We start from the raw sequence: 24,273 nt of genomic DNA, 5'->3' as shown, positions 1-24,273 counted from the left end.
ACGGCGTTTTATTTTTCTCTCGATGAGATACGGAGTATCGTGGTTTCGTCAGAGAGCTTTTTAACAATTTCAGGAGAGTTTAGTTGGCTACCACCGCAGATTTTAAAAACGGTCTAGTTATCAAGCACGACAATAAGCTTCAGCAGATCGTGGAGTTCCAGCACGTCAAGCCAGGTAAGGGTCCGGCATTCGTCCGCACCAAGCTGAAGGACGTTCTGACCGGCAAAGTTGTTGACAAGACTTTCAACGCTGGCGTCAAAATTGAGACTGCTACCGTCGACCGCCGCGACATGACGTACCTGTACCACGACGGTGAAGGATACGTCTTCATGGACGACAAGACCTACGACCAGATTTCCATCCTGGACGCTCAGATGCCGGAGGGTGCTAAGTTCCTGCTTCCGGAAACCACCTGCCAGGTGTCCTTCCATGAGGGCAACGTTCTTTTCGCTGAAATGCCTGTTTCGGTTGAACTGAAGGTTGAGCAGACCGACCCGGGTCTGCAGGGCGACCGCTCCACCGGTGGCACCAAGCCGGCAACTTTGGAGACTGGCGCTGAGATTCAGGTGCCGTTGTTCATCGAAACCGGCGACGTACTGAAGGTCGACACCCGTGACGGCTCCTACCTGTCCCGCGTCAACCACTAATTCCCTCATCTAGTTCACCCTTTTGTTGAGAGCGATACATACACATCCATGACTGAAAAGGATCACAAGTCCGTCGAGACCCCGGATGCGCAGGAGTCCGCGAAAGTTCGCGAACCTAACTACAAGCGCCACGGCGCGCGCTACCGTGCGCGCCGTCGTGCGGTAGATCTGCTATTTGAGGCCGAGCAGCGAGGCGTCGACGTCGTCAAGCTTCTTGAAGAGCGGCTGGAAATGGTCCGTAATCCCGATTTGGATGTGAACCCAATTGCGGAGTACACCGAGCAGATCGTGCGCGGTGTAGCTGCGGAAATTATCGGTATCGACTCGACGATTTCTTCGTACCTGACGGAGGAATGGCCGCTGCGCCGTCTACCGGCAGTCGACCGTGCTATTTTGCGTCTTTCCACCTGGGAGCTGTTCTACAACTCTGACGTGCCTCCGCGTGTGGCCGTGGTGGAAGGCGTTGAGCTGGCATCGGAATACTCCACTGATGTGGCGGCACCGTACATCAACGCAGTTCTCGATGCCGAGGCCAAGATTGCCGACCAGGCACGCCTGGCAGCAGCAGCTGTTAGCACTTCGGTGGGCGAGTCCCAGTTCGACGAGGCTATTCAGGCACAGGCTGCTGCAAATGAGGAAGCTGACAAGGCACTGGCTGACTCCGATGAGATGGCTAAGATTACCGGCCTGGACATGAGCGATATTGCCAAGCTGGTGGCTGAAGACGTGGCTAAGAGCGAGAACGGGTCCTAGCCAATCAAAGCGGCCGGGCTCACTGCGAGCCGATCACAGTCGGTTCTCGCGGATTGTCTGAAACTCCAAGTCCCTTTTTTGGGGGCTTGGAGTTTTGTTGCATTTAGAGGCAATTTAAGTGTGAGTGCTATTCTGGTCAGCGGAAGTTTGCACCGCGACCGTAGTTGCGGGTCACGCAAACTGATAATCAAATATCCACAATCAAGACATCCTTTAACGGACCGCACTGAGAGGCGGGGAAGGAGGTCACGATGAGCGAAGGAACGCCGCAAACAACCGAGCTGCTCAATGCAGACGAAGTTGCACGTACCATCGCGCGCATCGCGCACCAAATTATTGAAAAAACTGCGCTGGATAGCCCAAATGCTGGGCGCGTAGTTCTCCTCGGCATTCCATCTGGTGGCGTACCGCTGGCGGAGAAGCTAGCCGATTTGATTGAACAGTTCTCCGGCATTCGCCCGGAAACTGGATCGCTTGATATCACCCTGTACAGGGATGACTTGCGCAAGGGCCCGCACCGCGCCCTGCAGCCCACGAACATTCCAAACTCCGGAATCGACGGCACCACCGTTGTTCTCGTAGACGATGTCCTCTTCTCAGGTCGCACGATTCGTGCCGCACTCGACGCTATTGCTGACATCGGTCGCCCGCGAGTAATTCAGCTTGCAGTGCTGGTTGATCGTGGTCATCGTCAACTACCAATTCGCGCCGATTACGTCGGTAAGAATCTGCCAACTTCCCGCGACGAAGACGTCGATGTGCTGGTAGAGGCACTTGACGGCCGTGACGCGGTTATTCTCACCCGGGCGGAGGAACAGTGAAACACCTGATTAGCATTGCGGATTTGACCAAGGATGAAATTGTCGGCCTGATGGATGAGGCCGATCGTTTCAAGGAGGTCATCCGCGGTCGGGAAATTAAGAAGCTGCCGACCCTGCGCGGCCGCACTATTTATAACCTCTTTTACGAGAATTCCACGCGTACCCGCTCTTCTTTTGAGACTGCGGGTAAGTGGATGAGCGCCGATGTTATTAATATCTCGGCTTCCTCTTCCTCTGTGAAGAAAGGCGAGAGTCTGAAAGACACCGCGCTGACTTTGGATGCTATCGGCGGCGATGCCATCGTCGTTAGGCACCCATCGTCGGGCGCGGCACAGCTGATCGTCAAGTGGACTGAGGAATTTGGCAACGGCCCATCGATCATCAACGCGGGTGACGGAAAGCACCAGCACCCGACGCAGGCTCTCCTGGACGCAGTGACGTTGCGTCAGCGCCTCGGTGGAATTGAGGGGCGCAAGGTCGTCATCGTTGGCGATATTTTGCATTCTCGCGTCGCTCGCTCTAACGCCGATCTGCTGAGCAAGCTCGGCGCCGAGGTCGTGTTCGTCGCGCCACCGACGCTGCTGCCGTTTGGCATCGAGACCTGGCCGGTGCGTGTTGCCTACCGCATGGAAGACGAGATCCGCGATGCTGATGCCGTGATGATGCTCCGCGTTCAGCAGGAGCGCATGAACGGAGGCTTCTTCCCATCCCATCGCGAATACGCCACTCGCTACGGGCTGTCGAAGGCTCGCGAGAAGATGCTTCGCGACGACTGCATCGTGATGCACCCAGGTCCGATGCTTCGTGGCATGGAAATTAACGACGCCGTCGCTGATCTGCCGCGCACCGCCGTGCTGCAGCAGGTAGCCAACGGTGTCCACGTCCGCATGGCAGTTCTTTTCACACTGCTGACCTCAGGTGTTTCCGCCAACTTGGAAGGGCAGGCATAAATGTCGAATCGCAATGAGTATGACGAAGCCTCGTACCCCGAGGTAGGACCATTGGCAGCACCCGCACGGGGACAGCTGCTGCTGAAGGGTGTGCGTCCCTACGGTGAAGGCGAAGACGTCGACGTCTTGATTGAAGATGGCGTCATCGCTGAGATTGGCGAAAACCTCACGGTTGAGGACGGGGTAGAGGTCCTGGAGTTCGACTCCCTCGTTCTCTTGCCAGGCCTGGTTGACATCCATGTGCACCTGCGGGAGCCGGGTCGTGAAGATACGGAAACCCTGGCCACTGGTTCCGCTGCCGCAGCACGCGGTGGTTTCACCGCAGTGTTCACTATGGCCAATACCGCGCCGGTAACCGATGACCCCTCGATTGCTGAGTCGGTGTGGCTCAAGGGCCAGGCGCTGAACCTCTGCGACGTTCACCCGGTCGGATCCATTACTAAGGGGCTGAAGGGCGAGACGCTGACTGAGTTCGGCATGATGGCAGACTCGCAGGCGAAGGTACGCATGTTCTCCGATGACGGTAAGTGCGTTGACAATCCGCTGATTATGCGCCGCGCGATTGAATACGCCCGCGGCGAAGACGTATTGCTGGCGCAGCACTGCGAAGATCCGCGTCTGACCGCAGATGCATCGGCTCACGAAGGTCCGACCGCCGCACGACTCGGCCTGACCGGGTGGCCGCGCGTAGCTGAGGAGTCCATCGTGGCCCGAGATGCCATTATGGCTCGCGACTACGGCGGACGCATGCACATCTGCCACGCTTCCACCGAAGGCACGGTTGAGCTGGTCAAGTGGGCAAAGGAGCATGATATTCCGCTGACCGCCGAGGTTACCCCGCATCACCTGATTCTCACCGATGAGAAGTTGGAGACCTACGACGGCGTCTACCGCGTCAATCCGCCGCTGCGTGAGCAGCGCGACACCCTGGCTCTGCGTCAGGCTCTGATTGACGGGATCATTGATTGTGTCGCTACCGACCACGCTCCGCACGGCTCTGAAGAAAAGTGCTGCGAGTTCGAGCACGCTAAGCCCGGCATGCTTGGTCTGGAGACCTCGATGCCAATCATCGCCGAAGAGTTCGTTTTGAAGGGCGATTGTGATTGGCGCTGGCTGGCCAAGGTCATGAGTGAGCGTCCCGCTCAAATCGTGAAGCTACCGGGGCACGGCCGTCCGATTGCTGTCGGTGAGCCTGCCAACCTGACCGTTGTTGACCCGGGCAAAAAGTGGACGGTCCGCGGCGAAGACCTGGCGTCGAAGTCTGAGAACACTCCATATGAGGAAATGGAGATGGCCGTGTCCGTGGCAGCTACCGTGCTGCGCGGTAAGGTGACCGCTCTTAACGGAGAGGTCGCTGGATAATATTCATGTCAACGCATAAACATTCACATGCGTCCCGTATGATTAATGTAAATTCCTCGCACGCTACCCAACTGAAAGGCAATAACGTGAGCAACGAGTCGCAGGCCGCGGCCGCTACAGCGGCAGTCCTGGTATTGGCAGATGGCCGAGTGTTCCGCGGACGCGGTTTCGGCGCCACCGGTACAACCCTGGGTGAGGCAGTTTTTACCACCGCTATGACGGGCTACCAGGAAACCCTGACGGACCCGTCCTACCACCGCCAGCTGATTGTGGCTACCGCACCACAGATCGGCAACACCGGTTGGAACGATGAGGACTACGAGTCCCGCGGAAACAAGATTTGGGCAGCTGGCTTTATTATCCGCGATTTGTCGCGCATTCCCTCCAACTGGCGCTCGGAGCGCAGCTTGGAAGATGAACTGAAGGCACAGGGCATCATCGGTATCCGCCAGATTGATACCCGCGCGCTGGTTCGCCATTTGCGCGACAATGGCTCGATTGCCGCTGGTATTTTCTCCGGTGAGGACGCACAGCAGCCCGTCGATAAGCTGGTGGAAATCGTTCGCGCTCAGCCTGCGATGAAGGGCGCGGACCTGGCTCGCGAGGTCAGCACCGATGAGGCCTATGTCGTGGAACCACAGGGGGAGAAGAAGGCACGTGTTGTGGCCTACGACCTGGGCATCAAGTCCAACACCCCGCGTGAGCTGGCTAAGCGTGGCCTGGAAGTCGTAGTTGTTCCGGCTAACACTCCGTACGAAGATATTAAGAAGGAATACCAGCCGGACGGTGTCTTCTTGTCCAACGGCCCGGGTGACCCGGCAACTGCTGATGAAATGGTTGCGGTCGCCAAGGCTGCCCTCGATGACGGCATGCCGCTATTCGGTATCTGCTTCGGTAACCAGATTCTTGGTCGCGCACTCGGCCTGAATACCTACAAGCTGGTCTTCGGTCACCGCGGCGTCAATGTTCCGGTGAAAGACCACCGCACTGGCCGTATTTTTATCACCGCTCAGAACCACGGTTTCGCACTTGAAGGCAAGGCCGGCGAGAGTTTCGATACCCCGTGGGGCGAGGCAGAGGTTACGCACACCTGCCTTAACGACGACGTCGTGGAAGGTGTCGCACTGAAGAACGGCATGGCCTTTTCTGTGCAGTACCACCCGGAGTCCGCAGCCGGCCCGCACGATGCGCACTCTCTCTTTGATGACTTCCTGGCGCTGATCCAGAAGGTCGATTTCAACAAGTCCGCAACCGGAAACTCGAACAAGTAGGAAAGGGCTAAGGGACCTAACACCATGCCACGTCGTACAGACATCAACCACGTACTGGTTATCGGCTCCGGCCCGATTGTTATCGGTCAGGCCTGCGAGTTCGACTACTCCGGCACCCAGGCTTGCCGCGTGCTGCGCGAAGAGGGCCTGAGAGTCACGCTGGTCAACTCCAACCCGGCAACGATTATGACTGACCCGGAGTTCGCAGACTCCACCTATATCGAGCCGATTGAAACCAAGTACATCGAAAAGATTCTGGCCAAGGAAGCTGCAGAGGGCAACCCGATTGACGCTGTCCTGGCAACTCTCGGTGGCCAGACTGCACTGAACGCAGCTATTCAGCTGGACCGCGAGGGCATTCTGGAGAAGTACAATGTCGAGCTGATTGGTGCTGATATTCCGGCCATTCAGCGCGGTGAGGATCGCCAGATGTTCAAGGACATCGTCGCCAAGATTGGTGGCGAATCCGCTCGTTCCCGCGTCTGCCACAACATGGAAGAAGTCCATGAGACTGTTGCAGAGCTCGGTCTTCCGGTCGTTGTTCGCCCTTCGTTCACCATGGGCGGTCTGGGTTCCGGTCTGGCCTTCAACCAGGAAGACCTCGACCGTATTGCAGGTGGCGGCCTGGCCGCATCGCCCGAGGCCAATGTTCTGATCGAGGAGTCCATCCTCGGCTGGAAGGAATTTGAGCTCGAGCTCATGCGCGATGGCGACGACAACGTCGTCGTGGTCTGCTCCATTGAAAACGTTGATGCCCTCGGTGTCCACACTGGTGACTCGGTGACTGTCGCCCCGTCGATGACTCTGACCGACCGCGAGTTCCAGACCATGCGTGACCAAGGCATCGCAATTCTGCGTGAGGTCGGCGTTGACACCGGTGGCTGTAACATCCAGTTCGCCATCAACCCGAATGACGGCCGCATCATCACCATTGAGATGAACCCGCGTGTCTCCCGCTCGTCGGCGCTTGCTTCCAAGGCAACTGGTTTCCCGATTGCAAAGATTGCTGCCAAGCTGGCTATCGGCTACACCCTCGATGAGATCACCAACGACATCACCGGTGAAACCCCGGCAGCGTTTGAGCCGGTGCAGGACTACGTGATTGTCAAGGCTCCACGCTTTGCTTTCGAGAAGTTCCCAGGTGCTGACGATACGCTGACCACCACCATGAAGTCCGTCGGTGAGGCCATGGCTATCGGCCGTAACTACATCGGCGCGCTCGGTAAGGTCATGCGTTCGCTGGAGAACAAGCCAGCTGGTTTCTGGACTGTTCCGGATGAGGACTTCGCAGGTGAGCGCGCAAACGATGTCAACGCTGTCCTTGAGGATCTGAAGCGTCCGACTGAAGGTCGCATCTACGACGTTGAGCTGGCTCAGCGTCTGGGTGCTTCCATCGAGCAGATCCACGAAGCTTCCGGCCTGGATCCGTGGTTTATCGCCGAGATGGAAAACCTGCAGGATATCCGCAAGGAGCTTATCGACGCTCCGGTGCTGACCTCCGACCTGCTGCGTGAGGCTAAGTACTGGGGACTGTCCGACGCCCAGATTGCTGCGCTGCGTCCGGAATTGGCCGGGGAAGACGGCGTGCGCGAGCTGCGCTGGCGCCTGAACATCCACCCCGTATTCAAGACTGTCGATACCTGCTCCGCCGAGTTCGAAGCACAGACTCCGTACCACTACTCGGCATACGAGCTGGACCCGGCTGCTGAGTCCGAGGTCGCCCCGCAGACCGAGAAGGAAAAGGTCATCATCCTCGGTTCCGGTCCTAACCGCATCGGCCAGGGTATTGAGTTCGACTACTCCTGTGTCCACGCGGCGCTCGAGCTCTCCCGGGTTGGGTACGAGACCGTCATGGTCAACTGCAACCCGGAAACGGTTTCCACCGACTACGACACCGCAGATCGCCTCTACTTCGAGCCATTGACCTTCGAGGATGTCCTCGAGGTCTACCACGCTGAGAGCCAGTCCGGAAAGGTCGCAGGCGTCATTGTTCAGCTCGGTGGCCAGACTCCGCTGGGCCTGGCGGAGCGTCTGCAGGCCGCAGGCGTTCCGATTGTCGGCACTAGCCCAGAGGCAATCGACCTGGCTGAGGACCGCGGTGAGTTCGGCAAGGTGCTGGCTGAGGCGAAGCTGCCGGCGCCGGAGTTCGGTACCGCCACCTCCTTCGCAGAAGCTCGCCAGGTTGCCGCTGGTATCGGTTACCCGGTGCTGGTCCGTCCGTCCTACGTCCTCGGCGGCCGTGGCATGGAAATCGTCTACGATGAGGCCACTCTGGAGGACTACATCAACCGCGCTACCGAGCTGTCCAATGAGCACCCGGTACTGGTTGACCGCTTCCTGGACAGCGCCATCGAGATTGATGTTGATGCACTGTGTGATGGGGAAGAGGTCTACCTCGGCGGCGTTATGGAGCACATTGAGGAAGCCGGTATTCACTCCGGCGACTCCGCGTGTGCGCTGCCTCCGATGACTCTGTCTGCAGGCATCATCGACAAGGTGCGTGAATCCACCAAGGCACTGGCACACGGCATCGGTGTCAAGGGCCTGATGAACGTTCAGTACGCACTCAAGGACGAGACGCTCTACGTCATCGAGGCCAACCCGCGTGCATCTCGTACCGTACCGTTTGTCTCCAAGGCAACCTCAGTTCCGCTGGCTAAGGCCGCGTCCCGCGTCATGATGGGCGCTACTATCGCGGAACTGCGCGAAGAGGGCATGATTCCGTCCAACTTCGACGGTGGCTCTCTGCCTGCTGACGCTCCGATTGCGGTTAAGGAAGCCGTCCTGCCGTTCAACCGCTTCCGCGACTTCGAGGGCCGCGCTCTCGACAGCCTGCTGAGCCCGGAGATGAAGTCCACCGGTGAAGTCATGGGCTTGGCAGACAACTTTGGTGCCGCTTTCGCCAAGGGCGAGCTGGCCGGTTTCGGTGAGCTGCCGACCGAGGGCACGATCTTCGTCTCGCTGGCCAACCGCGATAAGCGCACTCTGGTCTTCCCGATCCTCACGCTGGCGGATATGGGCTTCCGCATCCTGGCAACGGAGGGTACGGCCGGTATGCTGCGCCGCAACGGTGTTGAGTGTGAGGTCGTCGCAAAGCGTACGACTGATTCCGATGCGCCGACGGACGAGCGCGACATCGTCGACATGATTCGCGACGGTGAGGTTGACATCATTATCAACACCCCGTCCGGTTCTGCTGGCGCACGCTCTGACGGATATGAGATTCGCGCTGCTGCTGTGAGCCAGGGCGTAACTTGTGTGACCACCGCTCAGGGGGCCGTCGCCGCACTGCAGGGCATTCTGGCACTGCGCAACGGTGAGATGAGCGTTAAGGCTCTGCAGGAACTCCACCCGGCAGAGTTGGCTGCTCAGGAGCAGGCCTAACATGACCGCGAAGGCTGAAGGTTCCGCAGTGCGGACAGTCAAAGGTTTCGGCGATCGCCTCAGCGAGGTTGTCGCCGAGCGCGGTCGGCTCTGCGTGGGCATCGACCCGCACCCGGGGCTGCTGGATGCCTGGCAGTTGCCGCATTCGGCTGACGGTCTAGAGCGTTTTGCCGCCACATGCGTCGAGGCGTTCGGTGACATCGTTGCCGTCGTCAAGCCCCAGGTGGCGTTCTTCGAAGCCTACGGTTCCAAGGGCTTTGCCGTCCTGGAGCGGACGTTGGCGGATCTGAAGGACGCCGGTGCGCTGTCGATTGCAGATGCCAAGCGGGGCGATATCGGTTCGACGATGGCTGCATACGCTGATGCCTGGCTGTCGGATAGCTCGCCGCTAGCCGCCGACGCACTGACGGTATCTCCGTACCTTGGGTTCGGTGCTCTTGATCCGGCGTTTTCGTTGGCGTTGGAGAACGGACGCGGCCTGTTCGTGCTGGCCGCAACGTCCAATCCGGAAGGTGCGTCCGTACAGAAGGCGACGGTTTCGGGTGAGAGTCTGGCTCAGACCATGGTCAACCAGGCAGCCGCTATTAATGCCCGCCAGATTGACGCTGGTGCAAAGGCGGGCAGCATCGGCGTTGTTGTTGGCGCAACGCTTGACGACGCCCCGGTGCTCAGTGACCTGCGTGGTCCCATTCTCATGCCCGGTGTGGGAGCTCAGGGTGGAACCCCGGCCGATGTAGATCGTCTGGCAGGGGAATCCAAGGGGCTTGCACTGCCAAATATTTCGCGTGCAATTCTCTCCGCTGGGCCTGATCCTGCTGCGCTGCGGCGCGCAACTATTGAAGCTGCGGCTCCGTTCCTATCCGAGAGTTAGCAGCGAATCGACAATTTGGCAGAGGCCCGCAGGGCGCACCTCATAGAACAGGTGCCCCTGCGGGCTTCTTCCGTACCTAGCTGCCGAGATTTTCCTAATGAGCCTCAGGTGGCGGCGGAGTAGGTATAGGCAAGTTACTGTGACGATTCCTGGGAGATTTCGTACAAAAACCGTGGTCAATTTCCATTCTCCTGGGCAAACGGTGCTACAATCGCCGGAGTTGGTTGACCACGACCGAAAGGTGGGGCGGATAAAGCCCTGGTGTCATTTTTATCGACACCCCGTCAGCATTTGCCTCAACAACCGGTAAGTGCGGTACGGTCTCCAATCGTTAAGCACGGTGTCGTTGCCTGCCCTTGGTGGACGCGAGGCTCGTGCAAGTAAATAAGAAACTAACCAATCTATTTTTACGGAGGAACACGTGGCCCTTCCGCAGTTGACCCCGGAGCAGCGTGCAGCAGCACTCGAGAAGGCAGCTCAGGCCCGCAAGGTACGCGCAGAGCTCAAGGACAAGCTGAAGCGTGGCGCTATCGACCTGCCAGAGGTTCTCAAGCAGGCTGACGAGAACGAGATCATCGGCAAGATGAAGGTCTCCGCTCTGCTCGAGGCTCTGCCGAAGGTCGGCAAGGTCAAGGCACAGGACATCATGAATGACCTGGAGATTGCTCAGACCCGCCGCCTGCGTGGCCTGGGTGACCGTCAGCGTCGCGCTCTGCTGGAGCGCTTCGGCTACGCAGTGGAGGACTAGTCGCAGTGGCCGGGAATGAAAACGGTCAGCTGGTAGTCCTTGCCGGCCCTGCCGGTGTGGGAAAATCCACTGTTGTCAGTCGGCTCCGTGCCGAGGTTCCCGGACTGTACTTCAGCGTTTCCATGACCACCCGCGCCGCACGGCCGGGTGAGGTCGATGGCCGCGACTATTTCTTCGTGACCCCGGAGAAGTTCCAACAGCATATTGATGCAGGAGAGATGCTCGAGTGGGCTGAAATCCACGGTGGTCTGCAGCGTTCTGGAACGCCGCGTGGCCCGGTGGATAAAGCTCTCGCCGAGGGACGTCCGGTACTCGTTGAGGTGGATCTGGCGGGAGCCCGCTCCATCCGTAAGGTAGCGCCGAATGCTCACCTGCTGTTCTTGGCTCCGCCAAGCTGGGAGATTCTCGTCAGCAGGCTCACTGGTCGTGGCACGGAAACCGAGGCGCAAGTCAAGCGTCGCCTGGAAACCGCGCGAGTGGAAATGGATGCTCAGCACGAATTCGATGAGGTTGTTGTCAACGACAATGTCGATGATGCTGTGGCGGCCATCGCTCAGGCGCTGACTACTGGCAAGTAACAGGGCGACTCCACATCATCGATAGTAGAAATCGTTTCCAAGCAATGGTGTTTCTATTGCTCCGACGGTTTCTATTGTCACCCCAGTAACTCACGTTCTATTGAGGAAAGATTTCTCGTGACCCAGGAAAATACCGCCACCGAGGCAGTGTTCGCCCCGCCAATTGGTATTACCAATCCGCCGATCGATGAGCTGCTTGGTAAGGCTTCTTCGAAGTACGCTCTGGCTATCTTCGCTGCCAAGCGTGCACGCCAGATTAATGACTACTACCAGCAGATTGACGAAGGCATGCTGGAGTACGTTGGCCCGCTGGTTACTCCGGGGGTCGCTGAGAAGCCTCTGTCCATCGCTCTTCGTGAAATCAACGCTGGTCTGCTGGACCACACTGAGGGCTAGAGCATTTCCTTAAGGGGAGATATCTGTATGCATGCCGCCGGTAATGCTGACGTATCCGAATGTTTAAAGGTTGTCGTCGGGGTTGCCGGCGGCATCGCTGCATATAAGGCCGCACACGTTGTTCGTGGCTTCAAGGAACTCGGTCACGATGTTCGCGTCGTTCCCACCGAGTCCGCATTGAATTTTGTAGGTGCGGCTACTTTCGAGGCGCTGTCGGGGAACCCGGTGTCGACTACGGTTTTTGACGCAGTCGATGAAGTTCAGCATGTCCGCGTGGGGCAGGAGGCCGACCTCGTCGTCGTGGTTCCCGCGACTGCCGACTTTATGGCGCGTGCCGCACACGGGCGTGCCGACGACCTTCTCACCGCAACTTTGCTTGTGGCGACCTGCCCGGTGGTTCTGGCTCCTGCCATGCACACTGAGATGTGGAACCATCCAGCTACGCGCGATAATGTCGCGATTCTTCGTCGCCATGGCACTATTGTCCTCGATCCGGCCCATGGCCGTTTGACTGGTAAGGACACTGGTCCAGGTCGTCTGCCGGAGCCAGAGCAGATAGTTTCGCTGGCATTAGCGGCAGTCGAGAATCCGCGCCACTTCCGCCGCGACTTCGAGGGCGTGCGCTTCATGATTACTGCCGGTGGCACCCGTGAGGCTATCGACCCGGTACGTTTTATCGGCAACCACTCCTCAGGGCGTCAGGGCTTCGCGCTAGCTGAGATGGCAGCACAGCGTGGCGCTCAGGTCACTGTGGTGGCAGGACATACAGATCAGTTGCCGACACCGCTGGGCGCGAATGTTGTAAAGGTTGATTCCACTTTGGAGATGGCCAAGGCCGCCCACGAACACTCCAAGTTGGCCGATGTCTGCATTTTTGCCGCTGCCGTCGCCGACTTCCGTCCGGCATCGACCGCTGGGGCCAAGATGAAGAAGGGCGTCGCAGACGACGCTTTGAGCAACATCCAGCTCGTAGAAAACCCTGACATTCTGGCTACCACTGTGGAGCGGCGTAAAGCGGGCGAGATTCCGGCAACCACGACGATGGTGGGCTTTGCGGCTGAGACCGGCGACGAGACGACGACGCCACTCGAGCTTGCGAAGCAGAAAATTGTGCGCAAGGGCTGCGATTTGCTCATGTGTAACGACGTCTCAGGTGGGCAAACTTTCGGTGCGACGGACAATGTCGGATGGTTGTTGTCTCTCGATGGCGAGCAGTGGGACGTGCCGCGGGGCTCAAAATTCTCGGTGGCCGGTTCGATTTTGGATGCAGTTTCCGAGCTGCGACAGGAACCTCAGCCAGCGGAGTAGCGGAGGCCTACTACGGCGACTGAACCGCTTGGTCTATAATTATCGAATCAAACGAAAACCCACGCCGCAGCGACACCGCAGGCGTGGGGAAATGATCTAGAAGAAAGTTGTACTGCTCGTGGCCTCTAATCTTCGGCTGTTTTCCAGTGAATCTGTTACCGAGGGGCACCCAGATAAGATTTGCGACTCGATTTCGGACTCCATCCTTGACGCTATGCTCGCGCAGGATTCTGCATCGATGGTCGCCGTTGAGACTGTGGTGACTACCGGTTTAGTCCATGTTGTTGGCGAAGTTCGCACGAAGAGCTACGTTGACATCCCCGGTATTGTCCGGAGTCGACTGAAGGAGATCGGTTTCGATTCTTCTGAAAAGGGCTTTGACGGCAAGACCTGCGGCGTCTCCGTTTCGATCGGTGAGCAGTCCTCAGATATTCACGACGGTGTGCACACTTCTCTGGAAGCACGCAGCTCTGATGGCGAAGTCGAAGCAGAAGATCTCAAGGGCGCTGGCGACCAGGGGCTGATGTTCGGCTACGCTACCAACGAAACTCCGGAGTACATGCCGCTACCGATTGCGCTGGCACACCGCCTGGCTCGCCGCTTGACGCAGGTACGCAAGGAAGGCATCGTCCCATCGCTTCGACCGGATGGTAAGACTCAGGTCACCTTCGCTTACGACGAAGACAATAACCCGGTGTACTTGGACACTGTTGTGGTGTCCACGCAGCACGACCCGGATGTGACCCAGGAGTGGATTACCGAGCAGATTAAGACTCACGTAGTCGATTGGGTGCTCGACGACGCTAACTTGCGCGAGCGCTTTGTTACCGATGAATTGAAGCTGCTGGTCAACCCGTCTGGCCAATTTATTATCGGTGGGCCGATGGGCGATGCCGGCCTGACCGGCCGCAAGATTATCGTCGACACTTATGGCGGTATGGCTCGTCACGGTGGCGGCGCATTCTCGGGTAAGGACCCGTCAAAGGTGGACCGCTCCGGCGCTTATGCCACCCGTTGGGTTGCGAAGAATGCCGTGGCTGCGGGTCTGGCTGACCGCCTGGAGATTCAGGTCGCCTACGCTATCGGCCGCGCTCGCCCGGTAGGCCTTTACGTCGACTCTTTCGGCACCGGTCACGTTTCGGACGACGCCATCCGCGAGGCTATCAACAAGGTCTTCGACCTTCGTCCGGCCGCTATTATTCGTGACCTGGACTTGCTGCGCCCGATTTATGCGCAGACCTCCACCTACGGTCACTTCGGCCGAACTGACTTGGACCTGCCGTGGGAGCAACTCAACCGTGTTGAAGAGCTCCGCGCAGCCGCTGGCCTGGGATAAACACCACCCGCCAGCATGACCCTGGGGTGGGGAAGTAGAGTAAGACTCTATGACCGACGCCCCTTTCGCACCCGCCGCCGCAGCTGAGAAGCTGCCTGTCGCGCGGGTGCTTCCACTTTTGGGGCTGCCGCAGTTGGATCGCCCCTTCGATTACCTGGTTCCGCGCGCGCTAGCGGAGGAAGCGGTTGTCGGTTGCCGGGTGCGGATTCGATTCCACGGCCAATTGGTCAATGCGCTGGTGCTGGAGCGCTGTGCCACGCCCACTCACGACGGCAAACTGTCCTATCTCAAGGATGTCATCAGCACTGAGGTTGTCTATCCGCCACAGCTTCGACGGTTGGTGGATTCTCTGGCGGAGTATTACGGCGCAACACGCTCAAACATCATTCGATCCGCCATCCCAACCCGTCATGCACGGGCCGAACGTGCCCGCAAGGAGAAGATGCCCCCAACGTGGGAGGAATTGGGAAAGCTTGCCACCGAGGATCCGGACCTTTCCGCGTGGGGCAACTATGTCTTCGGCGAATCCTTTGTCGATTCCGTCCGCAAGGGCGCCCCGGCACGCGCAGCGTGGCAGCCAGTTCCAGGGGAACAGGTGGCAGCCATGCTCGCCGCGCTCAGCGTTTTGGTCGCCCGCGATGGTGGCGGTGTTCTCATCATTGTGCCGGACGCACGCACGCAGGCACGCTTCGAGAGCGCTTTTCGCGAGCTCATTTCTGCCCGTCAGCTCACTCTTCTCGGGGCTGGTCTCGGTCCCGAGTCCCGCTATCGCCGCTACCTGGATATCCTGCACGGCCAGGGGCGCATAGTCGTCGGAACGCGCTCGGCAGCGTACGCCCCAGTGCAGAATCTGCGTTTAGCAGTGATTGTCGATGATGGCGATGACAACCTCGTAGACCCCCGCGCACCCTACGTCCACTCTCGCGAGGTGCTGGTCACGCGAAGTGCGCAGGAGGGATGCGCTCTTATTTTTGCATCGTATAGCCGTACAGCAGAGGTGCAGCTGCTGGTCTCCTCAGGTTGGGCGCACAATCTGGTTGCAGGCGCCGACGCCCTCGCTGAATCCATGCCGGAGATGATTGCCTCCACGGACACTTCCGAAGACCCGGATGACGTGAGTAGGGGACGCCTTCCTGCCATCGCTTTTCGACGGGCAAAAGCCGCGCTGCGCGAAGAGCTTCCGATTCTGGTCCAGGTACCCCGCAAGGGATATGTACCGACATTGTCGTGTCGCTCCTGTGGCGCGCCTGCGCGCTGTCGCTGGTGTAACGGTCCACTGGGAATTCCACCGTCCGATAACCCGGACGATCCGGCGCCGCCGACCTGTCGGTGGTGTGGCCGCATCGACATCCACCACCGTTGCCATAGCTGCGGTTCCACCAAGATTCGGCCAGTCGTGGTCGGCAGTGAACGTACGGCGGAAGAGTTTGGTCGTATTTTCAGTCCATTCCCAGTCGTCGCTTCCTCTGGCGAACGGATTGTTGACGACATTCCCGAAGGCCCGAGGGTCGTGGTGGCCACGCCGGGAGCCGAGCCTTATGCGCCGGAGGGCTACGGAGCAGTGATGCTGCTGGACACTTGGGCGATGCTCGGCCGGCAGGACTTGCGCGCTCATGAAGAGGCCTATGCGCATTGGTCTCGAGCTGTCACGCTTGCGCGCCCGCGGGAGCGAGGAGGGGCAGTGGTTATCGATGCGGATGCTGCAGTCCCGACTGTGGCCGATCTTCTGGCATGGGACGCGGTAGGCGCTGCGAACAGGGAATTGGCCGACCGTACAGCCGCCGCTCTGCCTCCGGCCTTTCACGTGGCAGCGGTGGACGGGACTGAAGAGGGCCTGCGTAACTTCATGGAGTCCCTGGAGGTTCCATCGGGCGCGGAAATCCTGGGGCCGGTAGACCTTCCCCGCAACGCCAGACCACCAGCAGGCGTGGAACCGGGTACACCTATTCAGCGGATGTTGGTGCGCTGTGACCGTCGGCAAGCACGGGCGGTGGGAGCGGCGTTGAAGGCAGCACAGGTCGTTCGAGCGACCAGGAAGGACCCGACGCCGGTGCGCGTTGTCGTCGATCCGATTAATTTCGGCTAGCTGCTAAAATGAGCGCGTTATCGCTTGATTCACACCAGTTTTCTTGGAGGCTCTAAGTTCATGGCAGTTCGTGAGGTACGTCTTTTCGGCGATCCGGTGTTGCTGTCCAAGGCGGATACCGTCACTGATTTCGACGCGACGCTGTCGCACCTGATTGATGACATGTTCGACACGATGGACGAGCAACAGGGCGTCGGGCTCGCGGCAAACCAGGTCGGCGTGCTGCAGCGCGTTTTCGTCTACGACTGCAACGGCACCCGCGGGCACATCGTCAATCCGGAATGGGAAGCCATCGGCGACGAGACTGTCCACGAAATCGAAGGATGCCTATCTATCCCGGGTATTAATGGACCCGTGACTCGACACGCACGTGTGCGCGTTACTGGCCAGGATCGCCACGGCACACCGGTGAGCTTCGAAGCTGATGATTTGCTGGCTCGCTGTGTGCAGCATGAAAGCGACCACCTGGATGGTGTGCTGTTTTTGAAGCGTCTCGAGGGCGACGAGCGCAAGACCGCGATGCGTTCTCTGCGTGAGCAGGACTGGTTCCTCAACCGCGGTTAACTCACCTGCGCCTAGACCCCTGGGTGTGGCGCCCCGAGTTTCATCACTAGATTAACTAGAACAACTAGGTCCACCAGGAAGGAATCCACTTACTGTGCGCCTGATTTTTGCCGGAACCCCGGAACCTGCTGTCGTTGCACTGAAGAAGTTGCTCGAAGACTCCCGTCATGAAATCGTCGCTGTTCTCACTCGCCCCGATGCCCGCCGTGGCCGCGGTAAGTCGCTTTCGCCCTCGCCGGTGAAGGCTCTGGCCTTGGAACACGACATTCCCGTGCTCACCCCGACGACCCTGCGCGATGAAGAGATCCAGCAGCAGATCCGCGAATTAAACGCCGACTGCATCCCGGTGGTCGCCTACGGCAATCTCGTGCCGGAGGAATTGCTCGATGTACCGACGCACGGCTGGGTCAATCTGCATTTCTCACTGCTTCCTGCTTGGCGAGGTGCCGCGCCGGTGCAGGCAGCTATCGCTGCCGGCGATGAAGTCACGGGTGCCAGTACTTTCCGGATTGAAAAGGGTCTGGATACCGGACCAGTTTTCGGTACCGTCACCGAAGCGATTCGCCCGACCGATAATGCCGACGACCTTTTGACCCGCCTGGCATACTCCGGCGCGGATCTTCTAGCCGCCACCATGGACGGCATCGAAGCCGGTGCGTTGCGTCCGACCGCTCAGCCAGAACAGGATGTCAGTTACGCCGCTAAGTTCGGGCCGGAGGATGCCCGAATCGTTTGGACTCAGCCGCGACATCTTCTTGACCGCCGCGCTCGTGCATTCACGCCTGCCCCAGGTGCGTGGACAACTCTCGACGGCGCACGTTTGAAGGTCGGAGAGCTCACCCCGCTTTCCGACGAGGACAGCGCCGCGGTCGACGAGGTGCGAAAGGCAGCTGCTCCGGAGGCGGCAGCCGCCACGCCGGGTGAGTTGGTAGTGGAGAAGCACCGGGTATCCGTGCGTTGTGCCGATGGCTATGTGCAGCTGGTGAAGGTGCAGCCACAGGGTAAGAAGATGATGGATGCGTCCGACTGGGCGCGAGGTAGCCAACCCGGCGGAAAGGTCTGCGAGTAAATGGGCAACGACAAACCCCGCCACACCGGTGGCGGACGGCAGCGCGGCAACCGCAGCGGACAGAACCGCAATGACCGCAACCGTAACCGTGACAACCGAGGTGGGGACAATCGCGGTGGCATTGACCAGCCGCGCAAGGTCGCACTGAAGGTACTAGCCGACGTTCGCGAGAATGATGCTTACGCGAACCTGCTGCTGCCCAAGTTGCTGAAGGCACACAAGCTCAAGGGTCGGGATGCTGCTTTTGCAACGGAGCTGACGTACGGCACACTGCGGGCGGAAGGCCTGTTGGATGCCGTGATTGAGGCATCGTCGTCACGCCCGTTAAGCGATATTGCTGGACCGGTGATGGATGTGTTGCGCCTGGGCACGTACCAGCTGCTGCGTACGCGCGTCGACGCCTACGCTGCGGTCGATACCTCGGTGCGGGCAGTGGCGAAGGTGGCGGGACCTGGTGCGCGCGGCTTTGTCAATGCCATTTTGAGGAAGGTTTCCTCGAAGACCGAAAACGAATGGGTGGCTGAGATTGCGCCGGATCCTGCGACCGATCCGATTGGCTACGTAGCGATGAAGCATGCCCACCCGCGCTGGATTGCGATGGAGTTTGCCCGTGCACTCGGTGCACAAGCCGGTGAGCTGCAGCAGGCACTCGCTGCCGACGATGCGCGCCCGGTGGTGCACTTGGTCGCTCGTCCGGGCGAGATTACGGCTGAGGAATTGGCACTGATTACCGGCGGTGAAGAGGGGCCGTGGTCGCCGTACTGCGTGCGCTTGGATTCCGGTGCCCCAGGAGAATTGGATCCGGTCCGACAGGGCTTGGCTGCGGTGCAGGACGAGGGTTCTCAGCTCATTGCGCGTGCCGTCACCATGGCACCCGTTGCCGGTGAAGACAGCGGCCGCTGGTTAGATCTGTGTTCCGGCCCCGGTGGTAAGTCAGCTTTCATCGGCGGCATCGCAGCTATTGAGGGCGCGAAGCTCGACGCTGTTGAGGTATCTGCGACTCGCGCAGAACTGGTGAAGAAGGCCACGGCCGGGCTGCCAGTGACTGTAACCGTTGCGGATGGTCGCGATACCGGGCTGGAGGCAGGCTTTGACCGCATTTTGGTAGACGCGCCGTGCTCTGGTTTGGGCTCGCTTCGCCGTCGCCCGGAAGCGCGCTGGCGGAAGTCGCCGTCCGATCTGAACTCCTTGACTGCGCTGCAGTTTGAACTGCTCAGTGAAGCTGTGCGTCTGGCACGGCTGGGTGGCATCATCGTCTATTCCACGTGTTCTCCGCATCTGCGTGAAACCAGGGGAATTGTCGATAGGGCAGTGACGGAATTGCCGGTGACTGAGCTGAATGCACACGAGTTGGTAGCGCCGATGACCGATGTCGGACCGTATCCATCTGTGCAGATGTGGCCACACCGCCACGGTACCGATGCGATGTTCTTCTCAGTTTTGCGCAAGAACGACTAGGCTCAGAGGTTATGAGCGCACCAATTATTGCCCCGTCCATTCTCGCTGCTGACTTCGCTCGCCTCGACCGCGAGGTTGAGGCTGTAGCCAATGCAGATTGGCTGCATATCGACGTCATGGATGGCCACTTCGTTCCCAACCTGTCCTTCGGCGCTCCGGTGCTGGAGGCCGTAGCTGCGGTGACGGACAAGTACTTGGATGTCCATCTCATGATTGAGAACCCGGAGAAGTGGGTCGACACCTACATTAAGGCGGGGGCGAGCTCCGTTATTTTCCATGTGGAAGCCGTCGACGATGCCATCGCACTGGCACGCCACATTCGTTCCCAGGGCGTGAAGGCCGGGTTCTCGCTGCGCCCGGGTACCCCAATTGAGCCGTGGCTGGATCACCTCGCCGAATTCGACGAGGTGCTGGTCATGAGTGTCGAACCCGGTTTCGGGGGCCAGTCCTTTATGCCGGATCAGCTAACCAAGGTCGAGAAGCTGCGTCAGCGCATTGATGCCGAAGGTCTGGATACTCTGATCGAGATTGACGGTGGTATCTCCGCCAAGACCATCGAATCCGCTGCCGCCGCCGGTTGCGACGCCTTCGTTGCAGGGTCGGCCGTATTCGGCGCTGAGGATCGTGCGGCGGCTGTCGATGAGCTGCGCGCATTGGCCACTACTGCTGCAACTAAGTAGACGGCGGTGAAGCACGGTGGCACAGTTTCCGGATCTCGTCTCCGCACAGCCGCTGACTGACGCTCAAGCTATGGCATTGGCCATAGAAGCCGGCCAGCGAGTTCGGGGCACCACCTATCCCAATCCACCGATTGGTTGCGTCATCCTCGATACCGCAGGGATTGCGGTAGGAGTGGCCGGAACTGAGCCGGTAGGTGGCCGACACGCAGAGCCACAAGCATTGGAAATGGCGGGGGCACGAGCTCAGGGCGGTACTGCAGTGGTCACACTAGAGCCGTGCAATCATATCGGCCGTACACCACCGTGCACCGAGGCACTTGCGGCAGCCGGAGTTTCCCGCGTCATATTTGCGGTCGCCGATCCTAATCCCGTGGCCGCTGGCGGCAGCGAGTGGTTGCGATACAAGGGAATCGACGTGGTCGAGGAGTTCCAACGCAATCGTGTGGCGGATGGCTATCTGCGTCCATGGTTACACTGGCAGCGCACTCGGCGCCCACACATCACGCTGAAGACGGCGGGCACGCTGGATGGTTTCGCCGCCGCTACCGACCGCACCTCGCAGTGGATTACGGGGGAGCAGGCGCGGGCACGGGTACATATCGATCGTGCACGTCGGCAAGCGATTGTCGTCGGAACGGGAACAGTGCTCGCTGACAATCCGCGATTGACCGCGCGCACACCAGACGGCGAGGAGCTGTCAACGCAACCCCTGCGCATCGTGATCGGCACCTCGGAGGTCGCCGCCGATGCGAATATCCGCGGCGATAACTTCCGCCACATTCGCACTCACGATGTGGAAGTGGCGCTGGAGACAATGGCGGATATGGGACTTATTGACGTGCTGGTAGAAGGCGGCCCACGGCTCGCCAGCGCTTTCTTAGAAGCCGATGCTGTCGACGCGATTGAGTCTTACATTGCCCCGGCGTTTCTCAGAGCTGGTCTGCCGGTGACATCGGCCAACCATGAGACCACCATCACTGACATCTCGCGCTTTCGTACCGTCGCGGTCGAGACTCTGGGGGATGACATTTTGATTACGGCTCTCCGCAGTGGCAAAGATCGCGGGTAGACCGGCTAGAGTTAATTTTGTAAAAATCTTTCAATTTATAACAAACGGTAAAGGATTTTCCTGACCACTATGTTTACGGGAATTGTTGAGGAACTCGGCGAAATTCGCGAAATCCACCGCGAAGCCGATTCCATTACTCTGACCATTCGCGCGACCACCGTGCTTGACGACGTGCACCACGGTGATTCCATTGCTGTCAATGGCGTTTGTTTGACCGTCGTGGAGTTTGGCGATGATTTCTTTACCGCTGATCTCATGCAAGAGACTCTGGTTAGGTCGAGCCTCGGCCAGGTTGAGGTCGACTCCAAGGTCAACCTCGAACGTGCAACCGCAGTCGGTCAACGCCTCGGCGGCCATATCGTGCAGGGACATGTCGATGGCACCGGCGAGGTTATTTCGCGCACGCCAGGGGAGCGCTGGGAAGTAGTGCGGATTTCGCTGCCGGAGCATCTCTCCAAGTATGTCGTGGAAAAGGGCTCAATTGCCGTGGATGGTACTTCGTTGACCGTCTCTGCAGTAGGCGAGGGGTTCTTTGAGGTCAGCCTGATACCGACGACGCTGACGGACTCCGTTATTGGTTCGACCGCGGTAGGCGCCAAGGTCAATTTGGAAGTCGATGTGCTAGCCAAGTACGTCGAGAAAATGTTGGAAAGATAAGCTACAAGACTGTGATTAAGTTCGATTCTGTAGAGCGGGCCATTGCGGACATCGCAGCCGGTAAGGCCGTGGTCGTCGTCGACGATGAAGATCGTGAGAACGAGGGCGACATCATCTTCGCCGCCGAGAAGGCAACGCCTGAACTTGTTGCCTTTATGGTTCGCTATTCCTCTGGTTACATCTGCGCGCCGCTGACCGCCGAGGACTGCGAGCGTCTGAATTTGCCACCGATGGTGTCAGAGAATGAGGATGCCCGCGGTACCGCATACACAGTGACCGTGGATGCCAACACCGGTACGACCGGTATTTCCGCCACAGATCGTGCGAACACCATTCGTACTCTCGCTGACCCCACGTCGAGCCCGCACGATTTCACCCGACCAGGACACGTGGTCCCGTTGCGAGCTCGCGATGGTGGCGTCCTCGTCCGTGCCGGCCACACCGAGGCTGCGGTCGATCTCGCCCGCCTGGCAGGGCTTCGTCCTGCCGGCGTGCTGTGTGAGGTTGTCTCCGAGGAAGACCCGACCGGTATGGCGCGCGCGGAGGAACTGCGTCGCTTCTGCGACAAGCACGATTTAGCGCTGATCTCCATTGAGCAGCTGATCGAATACCGTCGCCACAACGAGCACTTGATTGAACGCGTTGTCGAAACCAAGCTGCCGACCGACTACGGCGAGTTCCGTGCCATTGGGTACCGGAGCCTTATCGACGGTGTCGAGCATGTTGCTCTCGTTGTGGGGGATGTTTCTTCCAACGATGGTCAGGACGTCCTCGTGCGTGTGCACTCCGAATGCCTCACCGGCGACGCATTGGGATCTCGCCGCTGCGACTGCGGTCAGCAGCTGCACAACTCCATGCGCATGGTTCACGAAGCGGGGCGCGGCGTCATCCTGTACATGCGCGGGCACGAAGGCCGAGGCATTGGTTTGATGCCGAAGCTGCAGGCCTACCATCTGCAAGATGAAGGCGCTGACACCGTTGATGCCAATCTCGCGCTCGGTTTGCCGTCGGATGCCCGTGAGTACGGCACTGGTGCACAGATCCTGCAGGATCTTGGAGTCACCACTATGGCGCTGCTGACGAACAATCCGACCAAGCGTGCCGGCCTAGGTGGTTATGGACTGGAGATGAGCCGCCGGGTACCGGTGCCAGTTGAGGTCAACGAGGATAACTTGAAATACTTGTTGACAAAGCGCGAACGCATGGGCCATGAGCTCCCTTGGTTGGATGAGTACATGGAGACCCACGGCATTTCGACAGAAGGAGCACAGTAGATGAGTGGCGCAGGTCTTCCTGAAATTTCCGTTCCCGATTCCACTGGTGTGACCGTCGGTTTGGTCACCTCTCACTGGAACGAGGAGATTACTGGGCAGCTTCGTGGTGAAGCGCTGGCCCAGGCCGAGGAGGTCGGCGCTGTAGTTACGGATGTGACTGTCGTCGGTGCTCTGGAGATTCCGGTTGTGGTGCAACAGCTCGCCCGAACTCACGACGCCGTGGTGGCGCTGGGGTGCGTTATCCGCGGTGGTACGCCGCACTTCGACTATGTCTGCGACTCGGTGACTGAGGGCCTGACGCGGATCGCACTGGACTGTGAAACGCCAGTTGGCAATGGTGTGCTGACCTGCAACACTGAACAGCAGGCAATTGATCGTGCCGGCGGTGAGGGCGCCGCGGAGAATAAAGGTCGCGAGGCCATGGCCGCAGCGCTGCACACCGTCGCAGTGTTGAAGTCCCTTCGTGAAGGTGGAGCTGAGTAAGAATGGGTAACTCCGAACGCCACAGCAATTCGACTGCCGTCGACACCGGTAACGAAGACAAATGGCTGTTGGAAATCACCTCGCAAAAGCTGCGTCTGTGGGCGATTATCGCTGCAGTTGTGGTTTTCGCCATCCATATCTTCATGGGTATCGTGGTGGACTTTGGTAACACCGGAGCTTCGGTGACCGCTATCGACCAGCTGGCTTTCCCAATGATTGGTTTGATCATCGCCGGGGTAATCCTGCTGCTGACTCGGGTTCGCGTTCGCGTAAATGCCAGGGGTGTGGAAGTCCGCAATCTACTCAATGCGAAGTTTTACCCGTGGGTCGATATCTACGGCCTGAGTTTTCCAAAGAAGTCCCGCTGGGCTCGCTTGGAGCTGCCTGACTTTGAGTTTGTGCCGATGCTCGCGATCCAGTCGGCCGACGGCAGCCGCGTCGTGGAAGACATCCGCCGGTTCCGTGAACTTGAAGACAAGTTCATGCCGGAGGACTAACCCAAGGACAC

Annotated in this window: 22 protein-coding genes and 1 pseudogene; all 23 read left to right on the top strand. The window is 59.2% G+C overall.

From position 1 onward, the window contains the following. The first annotated feature begins 83 nt into the window (after positions 1 to 83). A complete protein-coding gene (gene efp / locus HMPREF2878_RS06930) occupies positions 84 to 647 on the top strand; it encodes an elongation factor P (RefSeq protein WP_016422706.1) in 564 nt (187 codons plus the stop codon). A gap of 48 nt (positions 648 to 695) precedes the next feature. Further along, positions 696 to 1,217: pseudogene (gene nusB, locus HMPREF2878_RS06925) on the top strand (transcription antitermination factor NusB); the annotation flags it as partial. 434 nt (positions 1,218 to 1,651) lie between these two features. Then, positions 1,652 to 2,221 (top strand): bifunctional pyr operon transcriptional regulator/uracil phosphoribosyltransferase PyrR, encoded by a 570-nt coding sequence (gene pyrR, locus HMPREF2878_RS06920; RefSeq protein ID WP_016422708.1) that lies wholly within the window; start codon positions 1,652 to 1,654, stop codon positions 2,219 to 2,221. Further along, positions 2,218 to 3,171, top strand: coding sequence for an aspartate carbamoyltransferase catalytic subunit (locus tag HMPREF2878_RS06915; RefSeq protein ID WP_070653106.1), 954 nt, complete (start codon positions 2,218 to 2,220; stop codon positions 3,169 to 3,171). The genes pyrR and HMPREF2878_RS06915 overlap by 4 nt, the downstream gene beginning before the upstream one ends. Next, positions 3,172 to 4,533 (top strand): dihydroorotase, encoded by a 1,362-nt coding sequence (locus tag HMPREF2878_RS06910; protein WP_070547077.1) that lies wholly within the window; start codon positions 3,172 to 3,174, stop codon positions 4,531 to 4,533. A 38-nt stretch (positions 4,534 to 4,571) separates the two neighbouring features. Next, a complete protein-coding gene (gene carA / locus HMPREF2878_RS06905; RefSeq protein ID WP_255465687.1) occupies positions 4,572 to 5,804 on the top strand; it encodes a glutamine-hydrolyzing carbamoyl-phosphate synthase small subunit in 1,233 nt (410 codons plus the stop codon). A 24-nt stretch (positions 5,805 to 5,828) separates the two neighbouring features. Then, complete coding sequence (gene carB, locus HMPREF2878_RS06900; RefSeq protein WP_049193726.1) at positions 5,829 to 9,188, top strand: carbamoyl-phosphate synthase large subunit; 3,360 nt, start codon at positions 5,829 to 5,831, stop codon at positions 9,186 to 9,188. 1 nt (position 9,189) lies between these two features. Further along, positions 9,190 to 10,059: an orotidine-5'-phosphate decarboxylase gene (gene pyrF, locus HMPREF2878_RS06895; protein WP_070438379.1), complete on the top strand. Its 870-nt coding sequence runs from the start codon at positions 9,190 to 9,192 to the stop codon at positions 10,057 to 10,059. Positions 10,060 to 10,480: 421 nt separating this feature from the next. Continuing rightward, the gene (gene mihF / locus HMPREF2878_RS06890; protein WP_016422714.1) at positions 10,481 to 10,807 is read left to right on the top strand and encodes an integration host factor, actinobacterial type; all 327 of its coding nucleotides are present in this window, start codon (positions 10,481 to 10,483) and stop codon (positions 10,805 to 10,807) included. Positions 10,808 to 10,812: 5 nt separating this feature from the next. Continuing rightward, positions 10,813 to 11,385, top strand: a complete 573-nt coding sequence (gene gmk / locus HMPREF2878_RS06885; protein WP_070438382.1) for a guanylate kinase — start codon at positions 10,813 to 10,815, stop codon at positions 11,383 to 11,385. Between the two features lie 117 nt (positions 11,386 to 11,502). Beyond that, on the top strand, positions 11,503 to 11,781 hold the full coding sequence (rpoZ, locus tag HMPREF2878_RS06880) for a DNA-directed RNA polymerase subunit omega (RefSeq protein WP_070653104.1): 279 nt from the start codon (positions 11,503 to 11,505) through the stop codon (positions 11,779 to 11,781). A gap of 27 nt (positions 11,782 to 11,808) precedes the next feature. Then, positions 11,809 to 13,089, top strand: a complete 1,281-nt coding sequence (gene coaBC, locus HMPREF2878_RS06875; RefSeq protein WP_070547083.1) for a bifunctional phosphopantothenoylcysteine decarboxylase/phosphopantothenate--cysteine ligase CoaBC — start codon at positions 11,809 to 11,811, stop codon at positions 13,087 to 13,089. Between the two features lie 118 nt (positions 13,090 to 13,207). After that, the gene (gene metK / locus HMPREF2878_RS06870; protein WP_016422717.1) at positions 13,208 to 14,425 is read left to right on the top strand and encodes a methionine adenosyltransferase; all 1,218 of its coding nucleotides are present in this window, start codon (positions 13,208 to 13,210) and stop codon (positions 14,423 to 14,425) included. Between the two features lie 49 nt (positions 14,426 to 14,474). After that, a complete protein-coding gene (locus HMPREF2878_RS06865; RefSeq protein ID WP_070604551.1) occupies positions 14,475 to 16,511 on the top strand; it encodes a primosomal protein N' in 2,037 nt (678 codons plus the stop codon). A 60-nt stretch (positions 16,512 to 16,571) separates the two neighbouring features. Beyond that, positions 16,572 to 17,075: a peptide deformylase gene (gene def / locus HMPREF2878_RS06860; RefSeq protein WP_016422719.1), complete on the top strand. Its 504-nt coding sequence runs from the start codon at positions 16,572 to 16,574 to the stop codon at positions 17,073 to 17,075. Between the two features lie 94 nt (positions 17,076 to 17,169). Further along, positions 17,170 to 18,144 (top strand): methionyl-tRNA formyltransferase, encoded by a 975-nt coding sequence (gene fmt, locus HMPREF2878_RS06855; protein WP_016422720.1) that lies wholly within the window; start codon positions 17,170 to 17,172, stop codon positions 18,142 to 18,144. Then, positions 18,145 to 19,602: an RsmB/NOP family class I SAM-dependent RNA methyltransferase gene (locus HMPREF2878_RS06850; protein ID WP_070653102.1), complete on the top strand. Its 1,458-nt coding sequence runs from the start codon at positions 18,145 to 18,147 to the stop codon at positions 19,600 to 19,602. It abuts the gene before it with no gap. Between the two features lie 11 nt (positions 19,603 to 19,613). After that, positions 19,614 to 20,282, top strand: coding sequence for a ribulose-phosphate 3-epimerase (gene rpe / locus HMPREF2878_RS06845; RefSeq protein WP_069358698.1), 669 nt, complete (start codon positions 19,614 to 19,616; stop codon positions 20,280 to 20,282). Positions 20,283 to 20,298: 16 nt separating this feature from the next. After that, positions 20,299 to 21,351, top strand: a complete 1,053-nt coding sequence (gene ribD, locus HMPREF2878_RS06840) for a bifunctional diaminohydroxyphosphoribosylaminopyrimidine deaminase/5-amino-6-(5-phosphoribosylamino)uracil reductase RibD (RefSeq protein ID WP_070653100.1) — start codon at positions 20,299 to 20,301, stop codon at positions 21,349 to 21,351. A 69-nt stretch (positions 21,352 to 21,420) separates the two neighbouring features. Beyond that, positions 21,421 to 22,008 carry a riboflavin synthase gene (locus tag HMPREF2878_RS06835; RefSeq protein WP_070653097.1) on the top strand — a complete coding sequence of 196 codons (588 nt, stop codon included), beginning with the start codon at positions 21,421 to 21,423 and terminating at the stop codon, positions 22,006 to 22,008. Between the two features lie 11 nt (positions 22,009 to 22,019). Continuing rightward, a complete protein-coding gene (locus HMPREF2878_RS06830) occupies positions 22,020 to 23,282 on the top strand; it encodes a bifunctional 3,4-dihydroxy-2-butanone-4-phosphate synthase/GTP cyclohydrolase II (RefSeq protein WP_016422725.1) in 1,263 nt (420 codons plus the stop codon). After that, positions 23,283 to 23,765, top strand: a complete 483-nt coding sequence (gene ribH, locus HMPREF2878_RS06825) for a 6,7-dimethyl-8-ribityllumazine synthase (RefSeq protein ID WP_070653096.1) — start codon at positions 23,283 to 23,285, stop codon at positions 23,763 to 23,765. A 2-nt stretch (positions 23,766 to 23,767) separates the two neighbouring features. After that, the gene (locus HMPREF2878_RS06820) at positions 23,768 to 24,262 is read left to right on the top strand and encodes a PH domain-containing protein (protein WP_070653095.1); all 495 of its coding nucleotides are present in this window, start codon (positions 23,768 to 23,770) and stop codon (positions 24,260 to 24,262) included. The last annotated feature ends 11 nt before the right edge of the window (positions 24,263 to 24,273 follow it).

This window comes from Corynebacterium sp. HMSC065H09, assembly GCF_001812845.1.
Lineage (GTDB): Bacteria > Actinomycetota > Actinomycetes > Mycobacteriales > Mycobacteriaceae > Corynebacterium > Corynebacterium jeikeium_D.
Note: the sequence above shows the minus strand (reverse complement) of the source record. Positions and strands in the feature narration are given on the sequence as shown.